17 protein-coding genes are annotated in these 17,823 nt (G+C 40.1%); 13 read left to right on the forward strand and 4 right to left on the reverse strand.

Annotated elements, in window-relative coordinates:
- Positions 1 to 8: 8 nt before the first annotated feature.
- From EGT34_RS14110 to EGT34_RS14120, 3 genes are all read right to left on the reverse strand, one after another.
- Positions 9 to 875: an NAD(P)-dependent oxidoreductase gene (locus tag EGT34_RS14110; protein WP_001008357.1), complete on the reverse strand. Its 867-nt coding sequence runs from the start codon at positions 873 to 875 to the stop codon at positions 9 to 11.
- Positions 876 to 885: 10 nt separating this feature from the next.
- Positions 886 to 1,674: a crotonase/enoyl-CoA hydratase family protein gene (locus EGT34_RS14115; protein WP_001196730.1), complete on the reverse strand. Its 789-nt coding sequence runs from the start codon at positions 1,672 to 1,674 to the stop codon at positions 886 to 888.
- A gap of 96 nt (positions 1,675 to 1,770) precedes the next feature.
- Positions 1,771 to 4,578 (reverse strand): ATP-binding protein, encoded by a 2,808-nt coding sequence (locus tag EGT34_RS14120; RefSeq protein WP_000064534.1) that lies wholly within the window; start codon positions 4,576 to 4,578, stop codon positions 1,771 to 1,773.
- A 172-nt stretch (positions 4,579 to 4,750) separates the two neighbouring features.
- Between EGT34_RS14120 and cysM the strand changes: the two genes are divergently transcribed.
- From cysM to EGT34_RS14140, 4 genes are read left to right on the forward strand one after another with little or no spacing between them, the layout of a single operon-like run.
- On the forward strand, positions 4,751 to 5,665 hold the full coding sequence (cysM, locus tag EGT34_RS14125) for a cysteine synthase CysM (RefSeq protein WP_000072604.1): 915 nt from the start codon (positions 4,751 to 4,753) through the stop codon (positions 5,663 to 5,665).
- A gap of 22 nt (positions 5,666 to 5,687) precedes the next feature.
- Positions 5,688 to 6,506, forward strand: a complete 819-nt coding sequence (locus tag EGT34_RS14130; protein ID WP_001212167.1) for a 3'-5' exonuclease — start codon at positions 5,688 to 5,690, stop codon at positions 6,504 to 6,506.
- Positions 6,507 to 6,515: 9 nt separating this feature from the next.
- Positions 6,516 to 7,907 (forward strand): 23S rRNA (uracil(1939)-C(5))-methyltransferase RlmD, encoded by a 1,392-nt coding sequence (gene rlmD / locus EGT34_RS14135; protein ID WP_000813059.1) that lies wholly within the window; start codon positions 6,516 to 6,518, stop codon positions 7,905 to 7,907.
- A 30-nt stretch (positions 7,908 to 7,937) separates the two neighbouring features.
- Positions 7,938 to 10,244, forward strand: a complete 2,307-nt coding sequence (locus EGT34_RS14140; RefSeq protein ID WP_000259109.1) for a RelA/SpoT family protein — start codon at positions 7,938 to 7,940, stop codon at positions 10,242 to 10,244.
- Positions 10,245 to 10,288: 44 nt separating this feature from the next.
- Here EGT34_RS14140 and EGT34_RS14145 read toward each other — a convergent pair whose 3' ends face one another.
- Positions 10,289 to 11,062 carry an SDR family oxidoreductase gene (locus EGT34_RS14145; protein WP_000682843.1) on the reverse strand — a complete coding sequence of 258 codons (774 nt, stop codon included), beginning with the start codon at positions 11,060 to 11,062 and terminating at the stop codon, positions 10,289 to 10,291.
- 111 nt (positions 11,063 to 11,173) lie between these two features.
- On the opposite strand from EGT34_RS14145, the gene mazG reads away from it, so the two are divergent.
- From mazG to yjgA, 9 genes are all read left to right on the forward strand, one after another.
- Positions 11,174 to 11,980 carry a nucleoside triphosphate pyrophosphohydrolase gene (gene mazG, locus EGT34_RS14150; protein WP_000359487.1) on the forward strand — a complete coding sequence of 269 codons (807 nt, stop codon included), beginning with the start codon at positions 11,174 to 11,176 and terminating at the stop codon, positions 11,978 to 11,980.
- Positions 11,949 to 12,359 (forward strand): ComEA family DNA-binding protein, encoded by a 411-nt coding sequence (locus EGT34_RS14155; protein ID WP_002041921.1) that lies wholly within the window; start codon positions 11,949 to 11,951, stop codon positions 12,357 to 12,359. Before mazG ends, EGT34_RS14155 begins: the two co-directional genes overlap by 32 nt.
- Positions 12,360 to 12,483: 124 nt before the next feature.
- On the forward strand, positions 12,484 to 13,947 hold the full coding sequence (pcnB, locus tag EGT34_RS14160) for a polynucleotide adenylyltransferase PcnB (RefSeq protein WP_001194201.1): 1,464 nt from the start codon (positions 12,484 to 12,486) through the stop codon (positions 13,945 to 13,947).
- Positions 13,944 to 14,426 carry a 2-amino-4-hydroxy-6-hydroxymethyldihydropteridine diphosphokinase gene (folK, locus tag EGT34_RS14165; RefSeq protein ID WP_000219213.1) on the forward strand — a complete coding sequence of 161 codons (483 nt, stop codon included), beginning with the start codon at positions 13,944 to 13,946 and terminating at the stop codon, positions 14,424 to 14,426. The genes pcnB and folK overlap by 4 nt, the downstream gene beginning before the upstream one ends.
- Before the next feature lie 45 nt (positions 14,427 to 14,471).
- The gene (gene panB, locus EGT34_RS14170; protein ID WP_000624763.1) at positions 14,472 to 15,281 is read left to right on the forward strand and encodes a 3-methyl-2-oxobutanoate hydroxymethyltransferase; all 810 of its coding nucleotides are present in this window, start codon (positions 14,472 to 14,474) and stop codon (positions 15,279 to 15,281) included.
- A 3-nt stretch (positions 15,282 to 15,284) separates the two neighbouring features.
- Positions 15,285 to 16,133, forward strand: coding sequence for a pantoate--beta-alanine ligase (gene panC / locus EGT34_RS14175; protein WP_000846362.1), 849 nt, complete (start codon positions 15,285 to 15,287; stop codon positions 16,131 to 16,133).
- 22 nt (positions 16,134 to 16,155) lie between these two features.
- Entirely contained in the window at positions 16,156 to 17,007 is an 852-nt protein-coding gene (rapZ, locus tag EGT34_RS14180) for an RNase adapter RapZ (protein WP_000821671.1), read from the forward strand.
- A complete protein-coding gene (locus EGT34_RS14185; RefSeq protein ID WP_000567533.1) occupies positions 17,004 to 17,273 on the forward strand; it encodes an HPr family phosphocarrier protein in 270 nt (89 codons plus the stop codon). The genes rapZ and EGT34_RS14185 overlap by 4 nt, the downstream gene beginning before the upstream one ends.
- 2 nt (positions 17,274 to 17,275) lie before the next feature.
- Positions 17,276 to 17,812 carry a ribosome biogenesis factor YjgA gene (gene yjgA, locus EGT34_RS14190; RefSeq protein WP_000124014.1) on the forward strand — a complete coding sequence of 179 codons (537 nt, stop codon included), beginning with the start codon at positions 17,276 to 17,278 and terminating at the stop codon, positions 17,810 to 17,812.
- Positions 17,813 to 17,823: the final 11 nt, after the last annotated feature.

Below are 17,823 nucleotides of genomic sequence, written 5' to 3' on the forward strand. Positions count from 1 at the left end.
TCCGTTTATTATTGCTCTACTACTTGAATCATAGTAGCTAAATCTTTCTCAGCAAAGCCATTTTTTTGGTGAGTTTGTAGCTGTAATAGAGCTTTTTGTGCAACGGGGATGTCTAAATTAACATTGTTAGCCAATGTTACTGCGTTGTTAAGGTCTTTCGATAATGTTTGAACTTTCCACTGAACAGGTTCGAAAGTATGAGTCGCCATACGTGGTGCCAGTATTTGAAAAGGTTTTGAGTCGGCAAATCCGCCAGCTAGGGCAGGAGCGAGTAAAGTGGTATCTACGCCCGCCCGATCTGCCAGTGCAACTGCTTCGGCAATCAGGGCGCTGTTTGCTGCCACAATGAGTTGATTGCAAATTTTAGTTGCTTGTCCTGTGCCTGTATCTCCCATTCTTGTGACACGTTGGGAAAGAACATTATAAACAGGACTTAAAGCTTCAATAGTTTGAGCATCGCCACCTGCAAAAATGACTAGCGTGCCTTGTTCTGCCCCAGCTGTACCGCCTGAAACAGGGGAGTCAATCCATATCACATCTTGTGAAGCAGCAGCCTGAGCAAGTGCTTTTGTCGCAGCAACAGAGAGACTTGAGAAGTCGACAATGACCTGACCCGCTTTTAAGTTTGTTTGAATTTGATCAAATACTGCTTGCACAGCTTTATCGTCGGCTAGGCAAGTTAAAATGATTGGGTACTGTCCGATGTTGGAAAGATCGAGTGCATGTGCGCCAATATCAATAAGTTCTTCACAAGCAGATGCTGTTCGATTCCATACTGCGACCTGAAAGCCGGCTTGTATAAGACGGCTTGCCATACGGCTTCCCATAAGTCCTATGCCTAAAAAAGCAATAGGAGTATTACGATCAAAATTCATAATAAAGCTCTTATCTATATTGGCGTGGTAAAAATTTAACTTCCGGATGTTTGTCTTTTTTACGAGCAAGTTTGCTATTTTTACCAAGTAATAATTTAAGTTGCCAGATTTTTTCTAAGCGCAATGATTTTTCTGGTTGATGTTCCATTGCATCTAGTACACGTTTTGCAGCAGTCAATGCATCAGGTGAGCGCTGTAACATTTCCGAAGCGATCGCATTTGCTTTTTCTAATGGGTTCCCACTTAAGTGAGTCACAAGTCCAATATCTTTTGCATAATTTCCGTCAAAAACACGGGCAGTTAAAGTCAGCTCTTTTGCAAGGTCAACTCCAATCAAGCCTTTGAGCGAACGGGTAAGTCCCATATCGGGTACTAAGCCCCAGCGGCTTTCCATAATCGACATTTTAGTGTCTGGGTGGGCAATGCGGATATCGGCAGCTAGTGCAAGTTGCATACCTGCCCCAAAACAATAACCTTCAAGAGCGGCAATAACAGGGACGGGCAAATTTTGCCAAATAAGAAAGGCTTTTTGGAAAAGGCTTTGTCCTGGTTTAACAAGTTCCCAAATAGCAAATGCAGAGTTCTTAGGATTGTTTAAGTCAGATAAATCAATACCAGCACTAAACACTTGTGCTTCACCCGTCAAAATTACACAGCGGATATCTCGGTCTTTTTGTATAGCTTTAGCCGTTGTTACAAGTTCTTTGAGTAGAGCAAAACTCATAGCGTTACGTTTATCAGGACGGTTTAGATAAACTGTTGCAATGCTATTATTTTTTTCAATACGTAAAAGTGCCATGAAATTCCCGCTTATTTTTTTATCGATAAGCGGAGCATAGCATGGCTGGAAATTGGAAACATGACAGGTCAGTCATGCCTATTTAGCAACTGTTATTTAATCTGGTATGACTAAAATTTGATGAGCTGCACTCTCAACTTCTTTAATGACGAGACCTAATTCATCGAAACGTCTCATGACTTCTTCAATGAAGCCATCGTCAGCTCTACGGCGTTCTTTGCGTAGCGTAGAAATAAATTGTTCAAAGTCACCCGTCACTTGTTGAAGTTTTGGTGTGCCTACATAGCGTGTTGCGCCATAGAGACGGTGTAGTACATGCTCAAGCTGAGGAAAGTCTTCAAGCTCAATGAGTTGTTGCATTTCTTCTAGCTCGGTTGGGAAGCTATCTACCAACATTTTGAGAAGATCTTGAGCTAAATCTTCTTTGTTTGCTGCCAGTTGTAAACTTTGCTGCCAATTTAAAATTTCTGGATCTAACGCTTCTGCAACCACATGATGATCTTTAGCTAGATTTTGCGCAGTGAAGTTGTTTTTCGTCCATTGCGTTAAAATTTGAATGATCTGCTCCATTTGAATTGGTTTGGTGACATAGTCATTCATACCAACTTTAAGAAGCTTTTGCTTTTCATCTGCAAGCGCGTGGGCTGTTAGAGCGATAATTGGAAGTTGCATTTCCCCATCTAAAGTGGATTCTAAAGATCGGATCGCACGTGTGGTATCAATGCCCGACATAACCGGCATTTGAATGTCCATAAATACCAAATCAAATGGTTTAAGCTTCTGATCAATTCTTTCTTGAATAATATTCAGCGCTTCTTGTCCACTTAAAGCCTTAGTAGTTTTGACATTTAACTCACCTAATAATGCTTCTAAAACAATTAAGTTAGGTAAATGGTCATCGACCGCCAAAATATGTAAACCCTGTCCATTAAAGTCTTGTTGTTCCTCTTCAAAGATAGGTTGGTCACTTAATAATTGAATGAGGCCACTGCGGCTTAATGGTTGATAAAGTGGGCGAGCGCGATATTCGGTGAGCATGTTTGGCTCAAGCGTCATTTGATAGCCGTAAACTGCTAAGTTACCTTGATAGCGGCTACGAATTTCTTTGAGTAGAGCTTCAGTATCACCACTATGGTCAACAATGAGCCATGTATTGTCTTTCTGGTCGAGATGTTTTAAGCGGCTAAACAAGTCCAGAATCGATTGAGTTTCGATATGTGGTACTTGATAATTTTCAAGATAGTAGCGCAAAACACTGGCTGTTGCAGGGTGAGCTAAATAAGACACCACTTGTAAATGTTCGAAGTGAGGATGTTCAATCTCATGTTCTTCATCTACAGCAAACTGTGCAGTAAACCAGAATGTTGAACCTTTTTCTGTTGGAGCACGTTCTTGGTTATCTTCAAAGCCAATTTGGCCATGCATGAGATGAACCAATTGTTTAGAAATTGCCAGACCTAAGCCTGTACCACCAAATTGGCGGGTAACAGATGCATCGCCTTGCGAAAACGACTCAAATAATTTTTTACGGTCTGTACCACTTAAACCAATACCACTGTCCTGAACACTAAAATGAAGCAAGCACTGACCGATGTCATCATGTTCCATACGTACACGAACAATAATTTCACCGTCTGGCGTGAACTTGATGGCATTGGAAATCAAATTGGTCAAAATTTGCTTAAAGCGTAAAGCATCACCAATCACTTGTTGAGGAATGTTATCTGCATAATAAAAAGCCATGGCAATATGCTTTTGTGCAGCCAAAGGTGACAACATATCCATGACATCAAATACAGCTTCTTCTAAGTCAAAAGGTGCTGTTTCAAGTTCCAGTTTACCTGCATCAATTTTTGAGAAATCTAATACATCATTAATTAATGCTAATAAATGGGCGGAGGACTTGCGAATAGTTTGTAAATAAAGGTTCTGTTCGTTACTTAAATTTTGTTGGCGAAGTAATAAATGAATAAAGCCATCAATACTATTAAGCGGTGTACGAAGTTCATGACTGATATTGGCAAGGAAAACCGATTTTGCCTGATTAGATGAAATGGCTTGGTCACGTGCTTGACGGTAAGTAATGTTTTGAACTTCTAAAGTATCTAAAGTTCTGCGTAAGTCTTCTTCTGTTTGCTCGGTATGTTCTTTTAACTCTAAAAAACTAAAGTGTAAGCGTTTCACCACGTTTGCGATATCGCGCTGGAGTAATCTTAACTCACCGGAACTGTTAATCACGATGTGTTGGTCTAAAGTGTCTGCATTGAGACGCTGTAATTGCATACGTATTTCATACATGGGTGCAATCCAGCGGCGAGAATAAAAGTTAAGACAGAGCAAAAGTAATAATAAAGTCATCAGACCGGTAATGACTAAAGCAATCAAAATGCGATAACGCGCTAATTCAAGTGGTTGATTATCCATTTCAATCAAGAGCCAGACAGGGGGCTTCCCTGCGGTATCAATGATACGGACTCCATAGATATTATTATGGTTATAAGAGATCGGACCAAAAAAGTTATTGTTTTGTGTGAAGTTAGGCCAGTAACGATTATCTCGATAACCGATACTTAAATAAGTCTGGCCATTACTATCAATTAAAGCAGCACGCTTTAGATTTTTCTCGCTAAACATACTTTGCATAATATGTTGAGCATGATCATATTCGTCTGGTTGTAGTTCTACTAATGTGTATAGATCTTTAGCAATTTGATTGTAGCGTGCCAAAATCGCTGAGGCATGATGCAATTGTTGTTGCTTTGCAGAACGTGATGTTTCAGTTAAAACCAGAAAAGCCCCAACACACGTTAAAATCATAATGGGCACAAAAATAAGAGCAATTAATTGCCCATATGCATGATTCAGACGTAAGCGTTTCGATAAGGTTTTATTGAAATTAGACATAGCTACATCAGATTGATCTCTCTGTAGGGCATATTATCACGCTTTATTTTAAAACAGACGGCATTTTATAACTGACTGGGCTTTAATCACTTTCATTAAAAAGCATAGTGAAATGGATGCAGTACCGATCATTTTTTCATACAATAGTGCCACCCCGATTTAGGTGTTGATCATGAGTAATACACAACCTGATTTTTTAGCCGACGAATTTTTGTTAGATCACTATGTAGGTAAAACACCTCTGGTCCGTTTGCAGCGCTTGGCTTGTCATACGCAGGCAACGGTTTTAGCAAAATTGGAAGGTAATAATCCAGCAGGTTCTGTAAAAGATCGTCCTGCATATAACATGATTATGCAGGCTGAAAAGCGTGGTCAAATTAAACCAGGTGATACATTGGTTGAAGCTACCAGTGGTAATACCGGTATTGCTTTAGCTATGGTTGCGGCGATGCGCGGCTATAAAATGAAACTTATTATGCCAGGGAATTCAAGTCAGGAGCGTAAGGACGCCATGCGTGCTTATGGCGCAGAATTGATTGAAGCGCCGAATATGGAAGCTGCACGAGATATGGCTTTGCAAATGCAAGCTGAAGGCCTAGGTTTAGTCCTCAATCAGTTTGGTAATCCAGATAATGTGGAAGCTCATTACCTTACGACTGGCCCTGAAATTTGGAAACAAACAGGTGGAAAGATTACCCATTTTGTAAGTTCAATGGGTACAACCGGTACCATTATGGGTGTTTCTAAGTATTTAAAAGAACAAAATCCAGATATTCAAATTATTGGTTTACAACCTTCTGAAGGTTCAAATATTGCCGGTATTCGCCGTTGGCCACAAGAATATTTACCTACAATTTTCGAACCAAAGCGTGTTGATCAAATTATGGATATTCCGCAAATTGAAGCGGAAAAAACAGCTCGCCGTTTAGCACGTGAAGAAGGAATTAGTGCAGGTACATCTTCTGGGGGGGCGGTATGGGCTTCAGTAAAAATTGCAGAAGAAAATCCGGATGCTGTGATTGTTTGCATTATCTGTGACCGTGGTGATCGCTACTTGTCTACAGGCCTGTTCTCAGTACAGGACTGATGACTCATAATTGAGAGAAAAAATGCGTTTTCCTACTTTAGTTTTTGATATTGAAACTTTAACTGATTTAAAAGCGGGAGCGCATTTATATCATCTTGATTTGCCAGAGGCAGATGTTGAACAGGCACTCACAAAAATCCGCCGCCAAGAATCCGGCATGGATTTTCAGCGTTTGCCTTTACATGAAATCGTTTGTATTTCTGGTTTGTGGATTGATGAATCAGGTTTCAGATTATTTTCTTTTAGTCGGGAACACTATTCGGAAGCTGAAATTTTACAGAAATTTCTATCCATTTTTGATAAGCGCCATCCAACTTTAGTGAGCTGGAATGGCTCGCAATTTGATTTGCCCGTCATTTTGTTCCGTACCATGTATCATGGTCTTTCGGCACCCGGGTTATTTGATCAAGGCGAGCTTGATAGTCAGAAGCGTTTTAATAATTACCAAAACCGTTATCACCACCGTCATATTGATTTAATGGATGTTATGGCAATGTTTAATGGCCGTAATTTCCAGAAACTCGATGATGTAGCCTGTATTTTAGGTTTACCTGGTAAACGTGGTGAGTCGGGTTATCATGTGCCTGAATATGTACGTACAGAACAATGGTTAAAGTTAACCAGTTATTGTGAAGGTGATGTGCTCAATACATGGTTTATTTATTTGCGTTGGCTATTGCTCAAAGGCCAAATGAATGTAGATGAGCATAACCACTGGATTAGTTCGAGTATTGAGTATTTACAGACTATGCCTCAGCAAGCCGATTTTCTTGAGGTGTGGCAACGTACATCGAAACATACCGAATTTACGTCCCACTATTTTAATCCTTTAAATTTTTAGGTTCATTCTTTGAAACAGCAAGCCAAATCTCGTAAACCTCAACAACCCGAATATATTTTTCAGGTTGAAACTCTTTCTCATGAGGGGCGGGGAATTGCGCATTATGGTTCTCATCCAGACCATCCGGCAGATAAGCATGGTAAAAAAGTGTTTATTCGTTATGCGTTGCCTGGAGAAACAGTAAAAGCCCAAATTACGCATGAGGCTAAGCGGCTTGAAGAAGCTGAAATGGTAGCGCTTTTAGCGGCACCTTCAGCAAATCGTGTAGAGGCAGTTTGTCCTCATTATGGTATTTGCGGGGGGTGTAGCATGCAGCACATCCACCCTGATGAGCAGATCCGTTTAAAGCAAAATGTCCTCCAATCACACTTGCAACACTTTGCTGGTATTCAGCCTGAACAATGGTTAGAGCCAATTCGTTCTTTGCAAAGTGATTATCGCCGTCGTGCTCGAATAGGTGTGCGCTATTTGCCAAAACAGGACCGTTTGATTCTAGGTTTCCGTGAGCATCATAGTAATCGTTTAACATCTATCCATACTTGTAGCGTTTTGGATAAAAAGTTATCAGATAGTCTGCCGGAATTGCGTAATTTACTCCAAAGTCTAAAAGGCAAAGCGCATATTGGTCATGTAGAATTAGCAAAAGGTGATCATGAAACATCTTTATTAGTTCGTCATATCGAAAAACTAAACAATGCTGATGTCAACCAATTAAGACAATTTGCGTTACACAAAGGCTGGCAGTTGTATTTGCAACCTAAAGGACCCGAAAGTCTTCGTCGTATTGATGAAGAACAAGGAGCTATGCGATTACATTATGCTTTAAATGCATTTGATGTAACTTTTGCTTTTTCGCCATTGGATTTTACGCAGGTCAATGCCACAGTAAATGAACAAATGGTGCAATTGGCATGTGAATTGCTTCAATTGCAACAGGGTGAAAGAGTACTAGATCTGTTTTGTGGGTTAGGTAATTTTTCGCTTCCACTTGCACGATGTGTTGGTGCAAAGGGTCAGGTTGTAGGTGTGGAAGCAAGTGAAGAAATGGTGCAGCGGGCAACAGATAATGCAAAGCGTAATAATCTGGTGCAAGCAAGCTTCTTTTCACAAGATTTAACAAAAGATTTTTCGCATCATTCTTGGGCAAATCAAGGATTTGATGCATTATTGATTGATCCTCCTCGTGCTGGTGCATATGAAATTATGCAGTATGTACCGAACTTTGGAGCAAAAAGAATCGTTTATGTATCATGTAATCCAGCAACATTAGCAAGGGATGCGGGTGTTTTGGTTCAACATGGTTACCAGTTAAAAAAAGCAGCGGTTATGGACATGTTTACGCACACAGAACATGTTGAATCGATTGCTTTATTTGAGAAAATTCAAGAGATAAACGATTAAAAACATGAGTTACATATCCAGGAGAATGGTATGGTCACAGTACGTGAACAGTTACCTGAACAACTAACTGAGTTGTCAGAGGAAACGACTGTAGAGCATGCCGCCGAAACACAAGTCGGTTTAGCCTCATGGTTGGATCGGGTTCGTGAAATATTAGATGGGGCAGAGCTTAAACAACTCGAAGAGGTTGCGCATTTAACCCTACAAAAAGAGTTAGATTCAACGGTTAATCATCGTTCCAATACATTTGCTACTGGTGTTGGAATGGCTGATATTCTGGCGCATTTACATGTAGATGAAGATACTTTATCTGCTGCAATGCTTTATCGTAGTGTTCGTGAGGACATTACTGATATAGAAGAAGTAAAGCGAAAGTTCGGTGAGCAAGTTTATAACCTTGTCAAAGGTACTTTGGCAATGGGTAAGCTTTCAGAGCTTATTGAAAAAAATAAACGACTAGAAGACCATTTTAATAACAACCAACGGGAACATTTAAGCGGCATTTATAAAATGCTGATTTCAGTGACCGAAGATGTTCGTGTCGTTTTAATTAAGTTAGCTGAACGTACTTACTCTTTACGTGAGTTGGCAAACTCATCACGTGAACGTCAAGAGCGTGTGGCGCGTGAAATTTTAACTATTTATTCGCCATTAGCGCATCGCCTTGGTATTGCACAGCTGAAGTGGGAACTCGAAGACTTAGCGTTTCGTTATTTGGCGCCAGACCGTTATAAAGAGATTGCTTCATTACTCAATGAAAAACGTCTTGAGCGTGAACATTATATCCAGTTCGTGATAGACCGTTTAAAAAGTGAATTGGCGGCGCATGGTATTGAAGCTGAAATTACAGGTCGAGCAAAACACATTTATTCGATTTATCGAAAAATGAAAAGCAAAAACCTAAGTTTCGATCAGCTTTATGATATTCGTGCTTTACGTGTATTGGTGAATAGCGTACCTGAGTGTTATCACTCATTAGGTATTGTTCATCAGATTTGGCGTCATATCCCACATCAGTTCGATGACTATATTACTAACCCGAAAGCCAATGGTTATCGCTCATTACATACTGCTGTTATTGCTGAGAATAAATCTTTAGAGGTACAAATCCGTACTCATGAGATGCATGACGAAGCAGAGTTAGGGGTATGTTCGCACTTTAACTATAAAGAAGGTTCAAAGAATACCGACCACTCTTTTAACCACCGTTTGCATTCGCTTCGTGCTGTTTTGGAACATTACCAAGAACGTAATGAAACAACAGTACATCAAAATGAAGATGAGACGGAAGGTTTTGATCAACTTCAAGACTTTGAAGGTTTTGAAAAGATTTATGTCTTTAGTCGTGATGGTGATATTAAAGAACTACCACGTGGCTCAACAGTTTTAGACTTTGCTTACCATGTGCATACAGAGGTAGGAAACAAGTGTTATGCAGCACGTGTTAACCAGCGCTATGTACCATTAACCTATACACTAAAAACAGGTGAGCAGGTTGAGATTTTAACCAAAAAAGATCGTGAGCCTAACCGTGACTGGTTGGTGAACTCTTTAGGTTATATCAAGACAGCTCGTGCTCGTGACAAATTACGTCATTGGTTCAGACAGCAAGACCGTAGTAAGAATCTTGAAGTTGGTCGTGAGTTACTCAACAAAGAATTGTCTCGATTGGCGATTCACCCTAAGAGTATCGATCTCAACGATTACTCGTCACATTTTAATGTGAAAACAGGGGATGATATTTTGGTTAGTCTGGTCAGCGGCGATATTAGTTTGCATGCTCTGATTAATCAGATTAATCGTCAAATGCATCTGGATCAGGATGAGCCTGAACTGGTACTTAAACCAACATTAAACCCACGTGCTAGTCATACTCTGTCTGCGCATGGCATCTTAATTGATGGTTTAGACAATGTTGAGCTACATATTGCGCAGTGTTGCCAACCAGTTCATGGTGAATCAATTGCCGGTTATATCACGTTAAACCGTGGGGTAAGTATTCATAAAGTCTTGTGTTCTGATTATCAACGCATGATCAAGCAAGAGCCAGAACGTGCTGTTGAAGCCGATTGGGAAATGCAGCCAACTCGTGGTCAAAGTGTTCAAATTGTAGTTGAAGCTTATGATCGTCGTGGCTTACTCAAAGACTTAACTCAAGTGATTTTCTCTGACCAGATTAATATCCGTCAGGTGAATACAATTTCTGAGGCAGATGGTATTGCCAATATGAAGTTGCTCATTGAGGTGAAAGGCTTGGCTCAGCTTTCACGTTTGTTAGCTCGTTTAGAGCAACAACCTGGAATTATTAGCGCACGACGCATGATTCAAGGTGTTTAACTAAATTGAGAAAAAGGCCGTCAATTGACGGCCTTTTTTATAAGCTACTTTCTTGATAGATAAATATTAGTTAAACGATTTAAAAACTGGGGGCTTATTGTTGAGAGTTGATAAAGCAATTTGGTTTTTATACCAACTGGAGTGTGAGTAGGTGTCCAGAAATGAGCTTTTTTCTCTACAAGTGAAAGCACCTGTTGAGCAATATCATTAGGCGTTAAATCGACTCCCATGTTTTGAATAGAACCTGCATCCATATTGTTGACCATTGCGGTTTGTACAAATAAAGGCATCACATCTAAAACACGAATACCGTATTTTTTCCATTCCACATCTAAACCTTCGGTAATTCCTCTCACTGCAAATTTACTGGCCGAATAAGAAATGAGGTCAGCTTGCCCGTAAATTGCAGAAGCTGAAGAGAGATTAATGACTCGTGCAAAAGAAGCTTGCTTTAAATAAGGGAGTGCAGCATGGCAACCATTGATTACGCCGTTTACATTAATATTGATTGTTCTTTGGTGTGACTTGATATCGATATTTTCAAAGGCTCCGGAATATAAAATCCCTGCGTTATTCACCAAAATATTAAGCTCGCCAGCCCAGTCGGTAAATTCTTTTAATATATGTTGCCACTGACTGTAGTCACTGACCTCTAGATAGCCTGCGCATGCATTTGGTCCTAATTCCTGCGCTAAATTTTGAGCAAGCGACTCATTAATGTCATAAATGCCGACTTTATAACCCCGCTGATAAAATACCCGTGCAATTTCTGCTCCAATACCTTGAGCTGCGCCACTAATCAGAATGCTATGTTTCATCTTTTTTTCTCTTTATCGTTACAATATGACGAATGATTTGCCGCTTTAATTTTGATCATAGCAAATTAAGATTTTAAAGTTACTGACCAATTTTTTGAACTTGAGGGTTACATGGATAAATTGCTTAAAATTATGCAAGAGCTACGTGAAAAATGTCCGTGGGACCAAGAGCAAACTCCAATGTCACTGACTAAATATGCGATTGAAGAGGCATATGAAGTCGAGGCTGCCATTCGTCAAGGTGACATTAATGAAATTCGGAATGAATTGGGTGATCTGTTATTACAAGTGGTATTTCAATCGCAAATGTTTAGCGAGCAGGGGGCGTTCAATTTTCAAGATGTGGTTGAGGCAATTAGCGAAAAATTAGTACGACGCCATCCGCACGTTTTTCAAGCAGACCAATTTAACAACTTAACACCAGAACAAGTAAGTGAGTTATGGAAACAAATTAAACAACAAGAAAAGCAAGGAAAACCACAATCAAGATTAGATGAAATTAAACATGGACCAGCACTATCTCAGGCGCAGGAAATTCAAAAAAATGTTGCAAAAGTTGGGTTCGATTTTGAAACGGTAGAAGATGCTTATACAAAATTAGAAGAAGAATTAGATGAGTTTAAACAGGCACTTGAAAATCAAAATAGTGAAGAAATTCAAGATGAATTTGGAGACTGCCTGTTTTCATTAGTCAATGTAGGACGTAAACTTGGCATTTCAAGTGAAAGTTCGCTTTTATCAACCATACATAAATTTAGAAGTCGTTTTGCTTTTATTGAAGAGCAAGCCATAAAACAGCAAAGAACATTGGAAGACATGACCTTGTCCGAAATGGATGAATTGTGGAATCAGGCAAAACGACAATTAAAATCAGGGGAAAAACCACATGCAATACAGCATGAGATTTTGGAAAAATAAGTATTTTGTTTTAATAATTTTGTGCTTGGGAGTAATTTCACCTTCGGTTTACGCACAATCTTTTGATCAAAACTTTCAAGAATGGAAGGCTAAACAGCAGATGTATGACCAAAAGTTAAACATCACTAAGTCTTCTCATTCTAATGGTTCTAAAATTTCTCAAACTAAAAATTTTAATGACTCTACAGGGCAAATTCATTTGAATCAGGCGAATGTAAATGAGTTTCAGCAGTTAAAAGGTATAGGTGAGAAAAAGGCTCAAGCGATTGTAGAATACAGACAAAAGAACGGTAGCTTTAAAAATATTGACGAAATTAAAAACGTTAAAGGAATTGGACCAGCTATTTTTGAAAAAAATAAATCGCGTTTAGCCTTATAAAAGTTCTATTCGTCAATTATCATTTCCTGCGCAATCTAAGAGAATCAAATTGCCCTTTGTGTGTGTTAGAGCTATGATTAGCGACAACTTGTTATTTACGTCCTGACGTAGGAGACAGCGTCTTTTGCAAACCTTGCGAGCGTCAAAATGTGGTTTGTCCACAGCCCAACTTCCTTCTTCGATTTTAGATGTGATCGATAGTCTGACTAAAGCAGGCTATGAAGCTTATATTGTTGGGGGTGGTGTCCGTGATTTAATGCTAGGACTCAATCCTAAAGATTTCGATGCAGTCACTAATGCAACACCTTCTCAAATTAAAGAAGTTTTTGGCCGTCGATGCCGAATTATTGGCCGTCGATTTGAATTGGCACATGTCTATTCAGGACGTGAGCTAATCGAAGTTGCCACTTTCCGTGCTCCTCCTAAAAAAGCGGTGACCAGTGCTTCGGGCATGATTTTACGTGACAACAACTGGGGAACCATCGAACAGGACTTTGCTCGACGCGATTTTTCTATCAATACTCTGTACTACCAGCCGCGTAAGGGTATTGTGCTCGATTTCTGTAAAGCAATTGATGATGTCAAAAGTAAGACTTTACGTTTATTGGGCGATCCTGTGCAACGTTTTGAAGAAGATCCTGTGCGTATGCTTCGGACATTACGTTTTGCAGCTAAGCTCAACTTTAAAATTGATCCGGCAATTCTCGACATTTTTGATGTTGAGATGACGCAATTACTTCGTGATGTTTCACCACACCGTTTATACGATGAGTCTCAAAAGCTTTTCACAATGGGGCATTTGGCACGCGTATTACCAATGTTGATTGACTTTGGCGTGTGGAAACAGCTTTTTGCTGATATTCGTCCGGATCTCACTCCATTTATTCAACGTGCAGCAAAAAATACTGACCAACGTATTCAAGTGGGTAAAACGATTAATCCGGCATTTTTCTATGCGGTTTTATTGTGGCAGCCATTTTTAGAGCGTTGTGATTTTTATTTATCAAAAGGCGTTGTTCCGGCCGAAGCACGTGCTCAAGCAGGTTTGGATGTTTTAAAACGTCAAGCAACACGCACAGTTATTCCTCGTTTTGCCGAAACTTTTATTCGTGAAGTTTGGGAAATGCAAACCCGTTTGCTTAATCCAAAACCACAGCAAATTGAAGCATTGGCAAGCCATGCTCGTTTCCGCGCTGGATTTGATTTCTTATTACTTCGTGAAAAGTCAGGTGATGACACAACACAGGGAATGGGAAGCTGGTGGGAAGCTTACCAAGAAATGTCAAACGACGAAAAAGAAGCTGCGATTAGCCAATATAATCGTCAGAAGGCGAAAAGTCGTCGTAAGGTTGCTGCTGAGCCTGTTGAAAGCAATAAAGTTGATACGGAAATTGAGCCTTTGGTTGATGTTCCAGAGCCTCGAAGCCGTCGTGGTAAAAAAGAGCGTGCACGACAAGAGCAGTCTATTGACCGTTTTATTGAAAAATCTTCCGCAGCACAAACGAATGTGATGAGTGATCATCCAATTTTAAAGCGCAAGCGGGTACAACGTGATTTGAGCCAAGTTATTTTTGGGCCGACACAATGACAGTAACCACATATATTGGCTTAGGAAGTAACCTAGGTGACTCACGCCAGATTCTGTCTGAAGCGATAGCCAAACTTAAATCTCTTGGTGAAGTGAAAGTATCTAAACTTTACCAAAGTCCCCCTATGGGTCCCCAAGATCAGCCGAATTATCTAAATGCAGTCGCTCAGCTAAAAACCGAATTACTTCCGCTGGACTTACTTGACCAGTTACAGCGTTTTGAGCAGGAAGCTGGGCGGGTGAGACTCCGCCATTGGGGGGAGCGAACTTTAGATCTTGATCTACTGATTTATGGCAATGAAAAAATACAAAATGAGCGCTTAACGGTGCCGCATGTAGGAATATTACAACGAGATTTTGTTGTGATTCCTTTATTAGATTTAGATGCTGATCTACATATTAATGATCAGCCACTTAAAAATTTAGAACTCATACAGCAGCCAACGCTGACTGTACTTGCTGATGAGTCTTGGGCTTAAAGCCGGACTTATTACGTTCTGCAAACTCCTGTAGAGGATACCATCATGATTAGTCTAAGTGACTTAAGAAAATTTAAAGCCGAAGGACGTAAGTTCTCTTGCCTAACTTGTTACGATGCAAGTATGGCAAAAGCAATGGAACTTGCTGAAATTGATACGATCTTAATTGGTGATTCTCTTGGAATGGCAATTCAGGGGCGTGACTCAACTTTACCTGTAACTGTTGAAGACATGGCCTATCATACAGCGGCAGTCCGTCGCGGTAATCAGCATGCTTTAATTATGACTGACTTACCATTTATGAGTTATGCCACTTTAAACGATGCTTTGCAGAATGCGAAAACAGTTATGCAAGCTGGTGCCCAAATGATCAAAATCGAAGGTGGTGCATGGCTAAGTGAAACTGTCCAAGTGTTAACACGTAATGGTGTGCCTGTATGTGTACATTTAGGTTTAACTCCTCAGTCTGTACATGTATTTGGTGGCTACAAGTTACAAGCTAGAACGCGTGAAGCAGCCGATCAGCTTATTGCCGATTGTACGGCGGTGGTTGAAGCGGGCGCGGCAGTTTTATTACTTGAATGCGTTCCGGCACAATTAGGTCAAGAAATTGCCGAATTGTTCCCAAATACTCCTGTGATCGGTATTGGGGCAGGTAATGCGACTGATGGTCAGGTATTGGTTGTACAAGACATGTTAGGACTAACGTTTGGTCGAGTTGCGCGTTTTGTACGTAACTTTATGAAAGAGCAATCTGGTGAAACAGCGATTTTAGATGCTTTTAAAGCTTTTCATGCTGCTGTACAAGATCAGTCGTTCCCAGCTAAAGAACACACTTTCCAAGTTGAGCTGTAATTCATGAAAACAGAAACCACTATACAAGGCTTAGCTGCTTCTTTAAATCCTGCTAGAGCTGCACGTAAAATCATTGGTTTTGTCCCAACGATGGGAAATCTACATGAAGGCCACCTCACTCTTGTTCGTGAAGCGAAAAAGTTATGTGATGTTGTGGTTGTGAGTATCTTCGTGAACCCAACACAGTTTGGTCCGGGCGAAGATTTTGATAATTATCCGCGTACGTTAGAGCAGGATAGCCGTCTACTTGCAGATGTTGGCTGTGACATTATTTTTGCACCATCAGTTGAGCAAATGTACGGTACACAACCTCGCTTAACTAACATTAGCGTCAGTCAAATTACTGATGATTTATGTGGAAGCTCACGTCCGGGGCACTTTGATGGCGTAGCACTGGTTGTCACCAAACTCTTTAATATTGTGCAACCGAATTATGCTTTCTTTGGTCAAAAAGACTACCAGCAATTAGCAGTGATTCGCCAATTTGTACAGGATTTGAATATTCCATTAGAAGTTATTGGCGTACCAATTGTTCGTGCAGAAGACGGTTTGGCACTGAGTTCAAGAAATGGTTACTTGACTCCTGAACAGCGTCAGGTTGCACCAGTCATTTATCAAGGTTTAAAACAAGCCGAAGAGCAATTACACCAAGGTAAAGATTTACAACAAGTCTTGGCAGATTTGAAAACACTGTTGACAGACAATGGTTTTGTTGTGGATTATGTGGAGGCTCGTCAACCTAATTTGTTAGCTGCTTCTCAATTTGATCGTGATATTGTGTTGTTTGTCGCGGCAAAATTAGGTGGAACGCGTTTAATTGATAATCTACAAGTTGCCTTTACACCTCAATAATATATAAAAGGACAGCCATGCCATGAAGCGTATACTTATCGTGACAGGACAGTCTGGTTCAGGAAAATCTTCAGCTCTTCAAGTATTAGAAGATTTGGGCTACTACTGTATTGATAATTTACCTTTGGCATTGCTGCCTGAAATTGTGGCAAAGCTAGATCATGAAAATAATCTTGAGCAGCTTGCTTTAGGGGTGGATGTACGAAGTACTCGGGCAGATATGCAAGAGTTCGACCATGTTTTTGAGCAATTACAAAAACATGGTACGGTTGATGTGATTTATCTGACGACACAAGATCAAGATTTGATTGCACGATTTAGTGCTTCACGTCGTCCACATCCGTTAGCAAATCGTTTCAAAAGCCTTTTACAGTGTATTCATGAAGAAAAGCAGTTGCTGATTCCAATTCAGTTTCGTGCCACTGTTCACATTGATACCACAGATAAAAGTGTTCACGATTTAAAACATATCTTGCTATCAAAATTAGGACAATCAGATAATCTGATTGTTATATTGCAGTCATTTGGTTATAAACATGGCATTCCTTTAGATGCTGACTATGTTTTTGACGTACGGCATTTACCAAATCCGCATTGGGATTTAGAATTACGCCGCTTTTCTGGTTTAGACGAGCCAGTTAAACAATTTTTAGAAGCAAGTCCACAAGCAAATGAAATGTTTGAGGACATTCTCCACTTCTTAAAAAAATGGCTGCCGGCATTTGCTGAAGGGCATCGTCACTATATGACGATTTCAATAGGTTGCACAGGCGGCCAGCATCGTTCAGTTTATATGGTAGATAGACTAAAACAAGCACTTGAGGCAGAATGGTCTGTTCAGGTCTTACACAGAGAAATGAAGCACTGGTCATGATAGACACAACTGTTGATGTAATTAATAAACTCGGTTTACATGCACGTGCATCAGGAAAACTGATAGAAGTCACTACAAAGTTTCGTTCGTCAATTCAAATTGGTAAGGGCGATCATTTAGTAGATGCAAAGAATATTATGTCGTTACTGATGTTAGGTGCAGGTAAAGGGACTACTTTACGTTTAGTCATTGATGGCACTGACGAAGAACAGGCATTAAATGAAGTACAGGCGTTATTCGCCGCAAAATTTTATGAGGCAGATTAATCGTGGCACGTCGTCCCAAGCGTTATACTGAAGAAGATTTTGATTCTTTAGAAGGACGTGCAAGTAAAACCGAACAGAAAAAAGCAGTTCAACGTATGGCTGCTTTAGGTGAGCAGTTAGCACAACTTTCTATCAAACAAATTCAAAAACTTCCTGTTGATGAGCGTTTAATTGATGCTCTTTTGGAAGTTCAGAATATTAGTTCATTCGAAGCGCGCCGTCGTCAGTTTCAGCGTGTTGGTAAACTCTTGCGCAATGAAGATGAGACAGTCATTTTATCTTATTTAACTCCTCAGCAAGGCGCGAAAAAACAAGCTCAACTCATGCGTTGGGTAGATCGTATGATCGAGCAGGGCGACCCTGCAATCAATGAATTTAGCAAAATCTATAATGCATCCGAGCGACATACTTTACGTCAGCATGTGTTAAGAATTAATCGTGATAAAACCCAGCAAGTTGCAGAAGCAGATCTTGAAGCAACTAAAATGAAATTTATTAACTATGTACAACAGGTTGCTCTATTGTCAGATCAAGGTTAATACAGTTTTAA

Source organism: Acinetobacter sp. FDAARGOS_558 (assembly GCF_003937785.1).
GTDB classification, from domain to species: Bacteria; Pseudomonadota; Gammaproteobacteria; order Pseudomonadales; family Moraxellaceae; genus Acinetobacter; species Acinetobacter baumannii.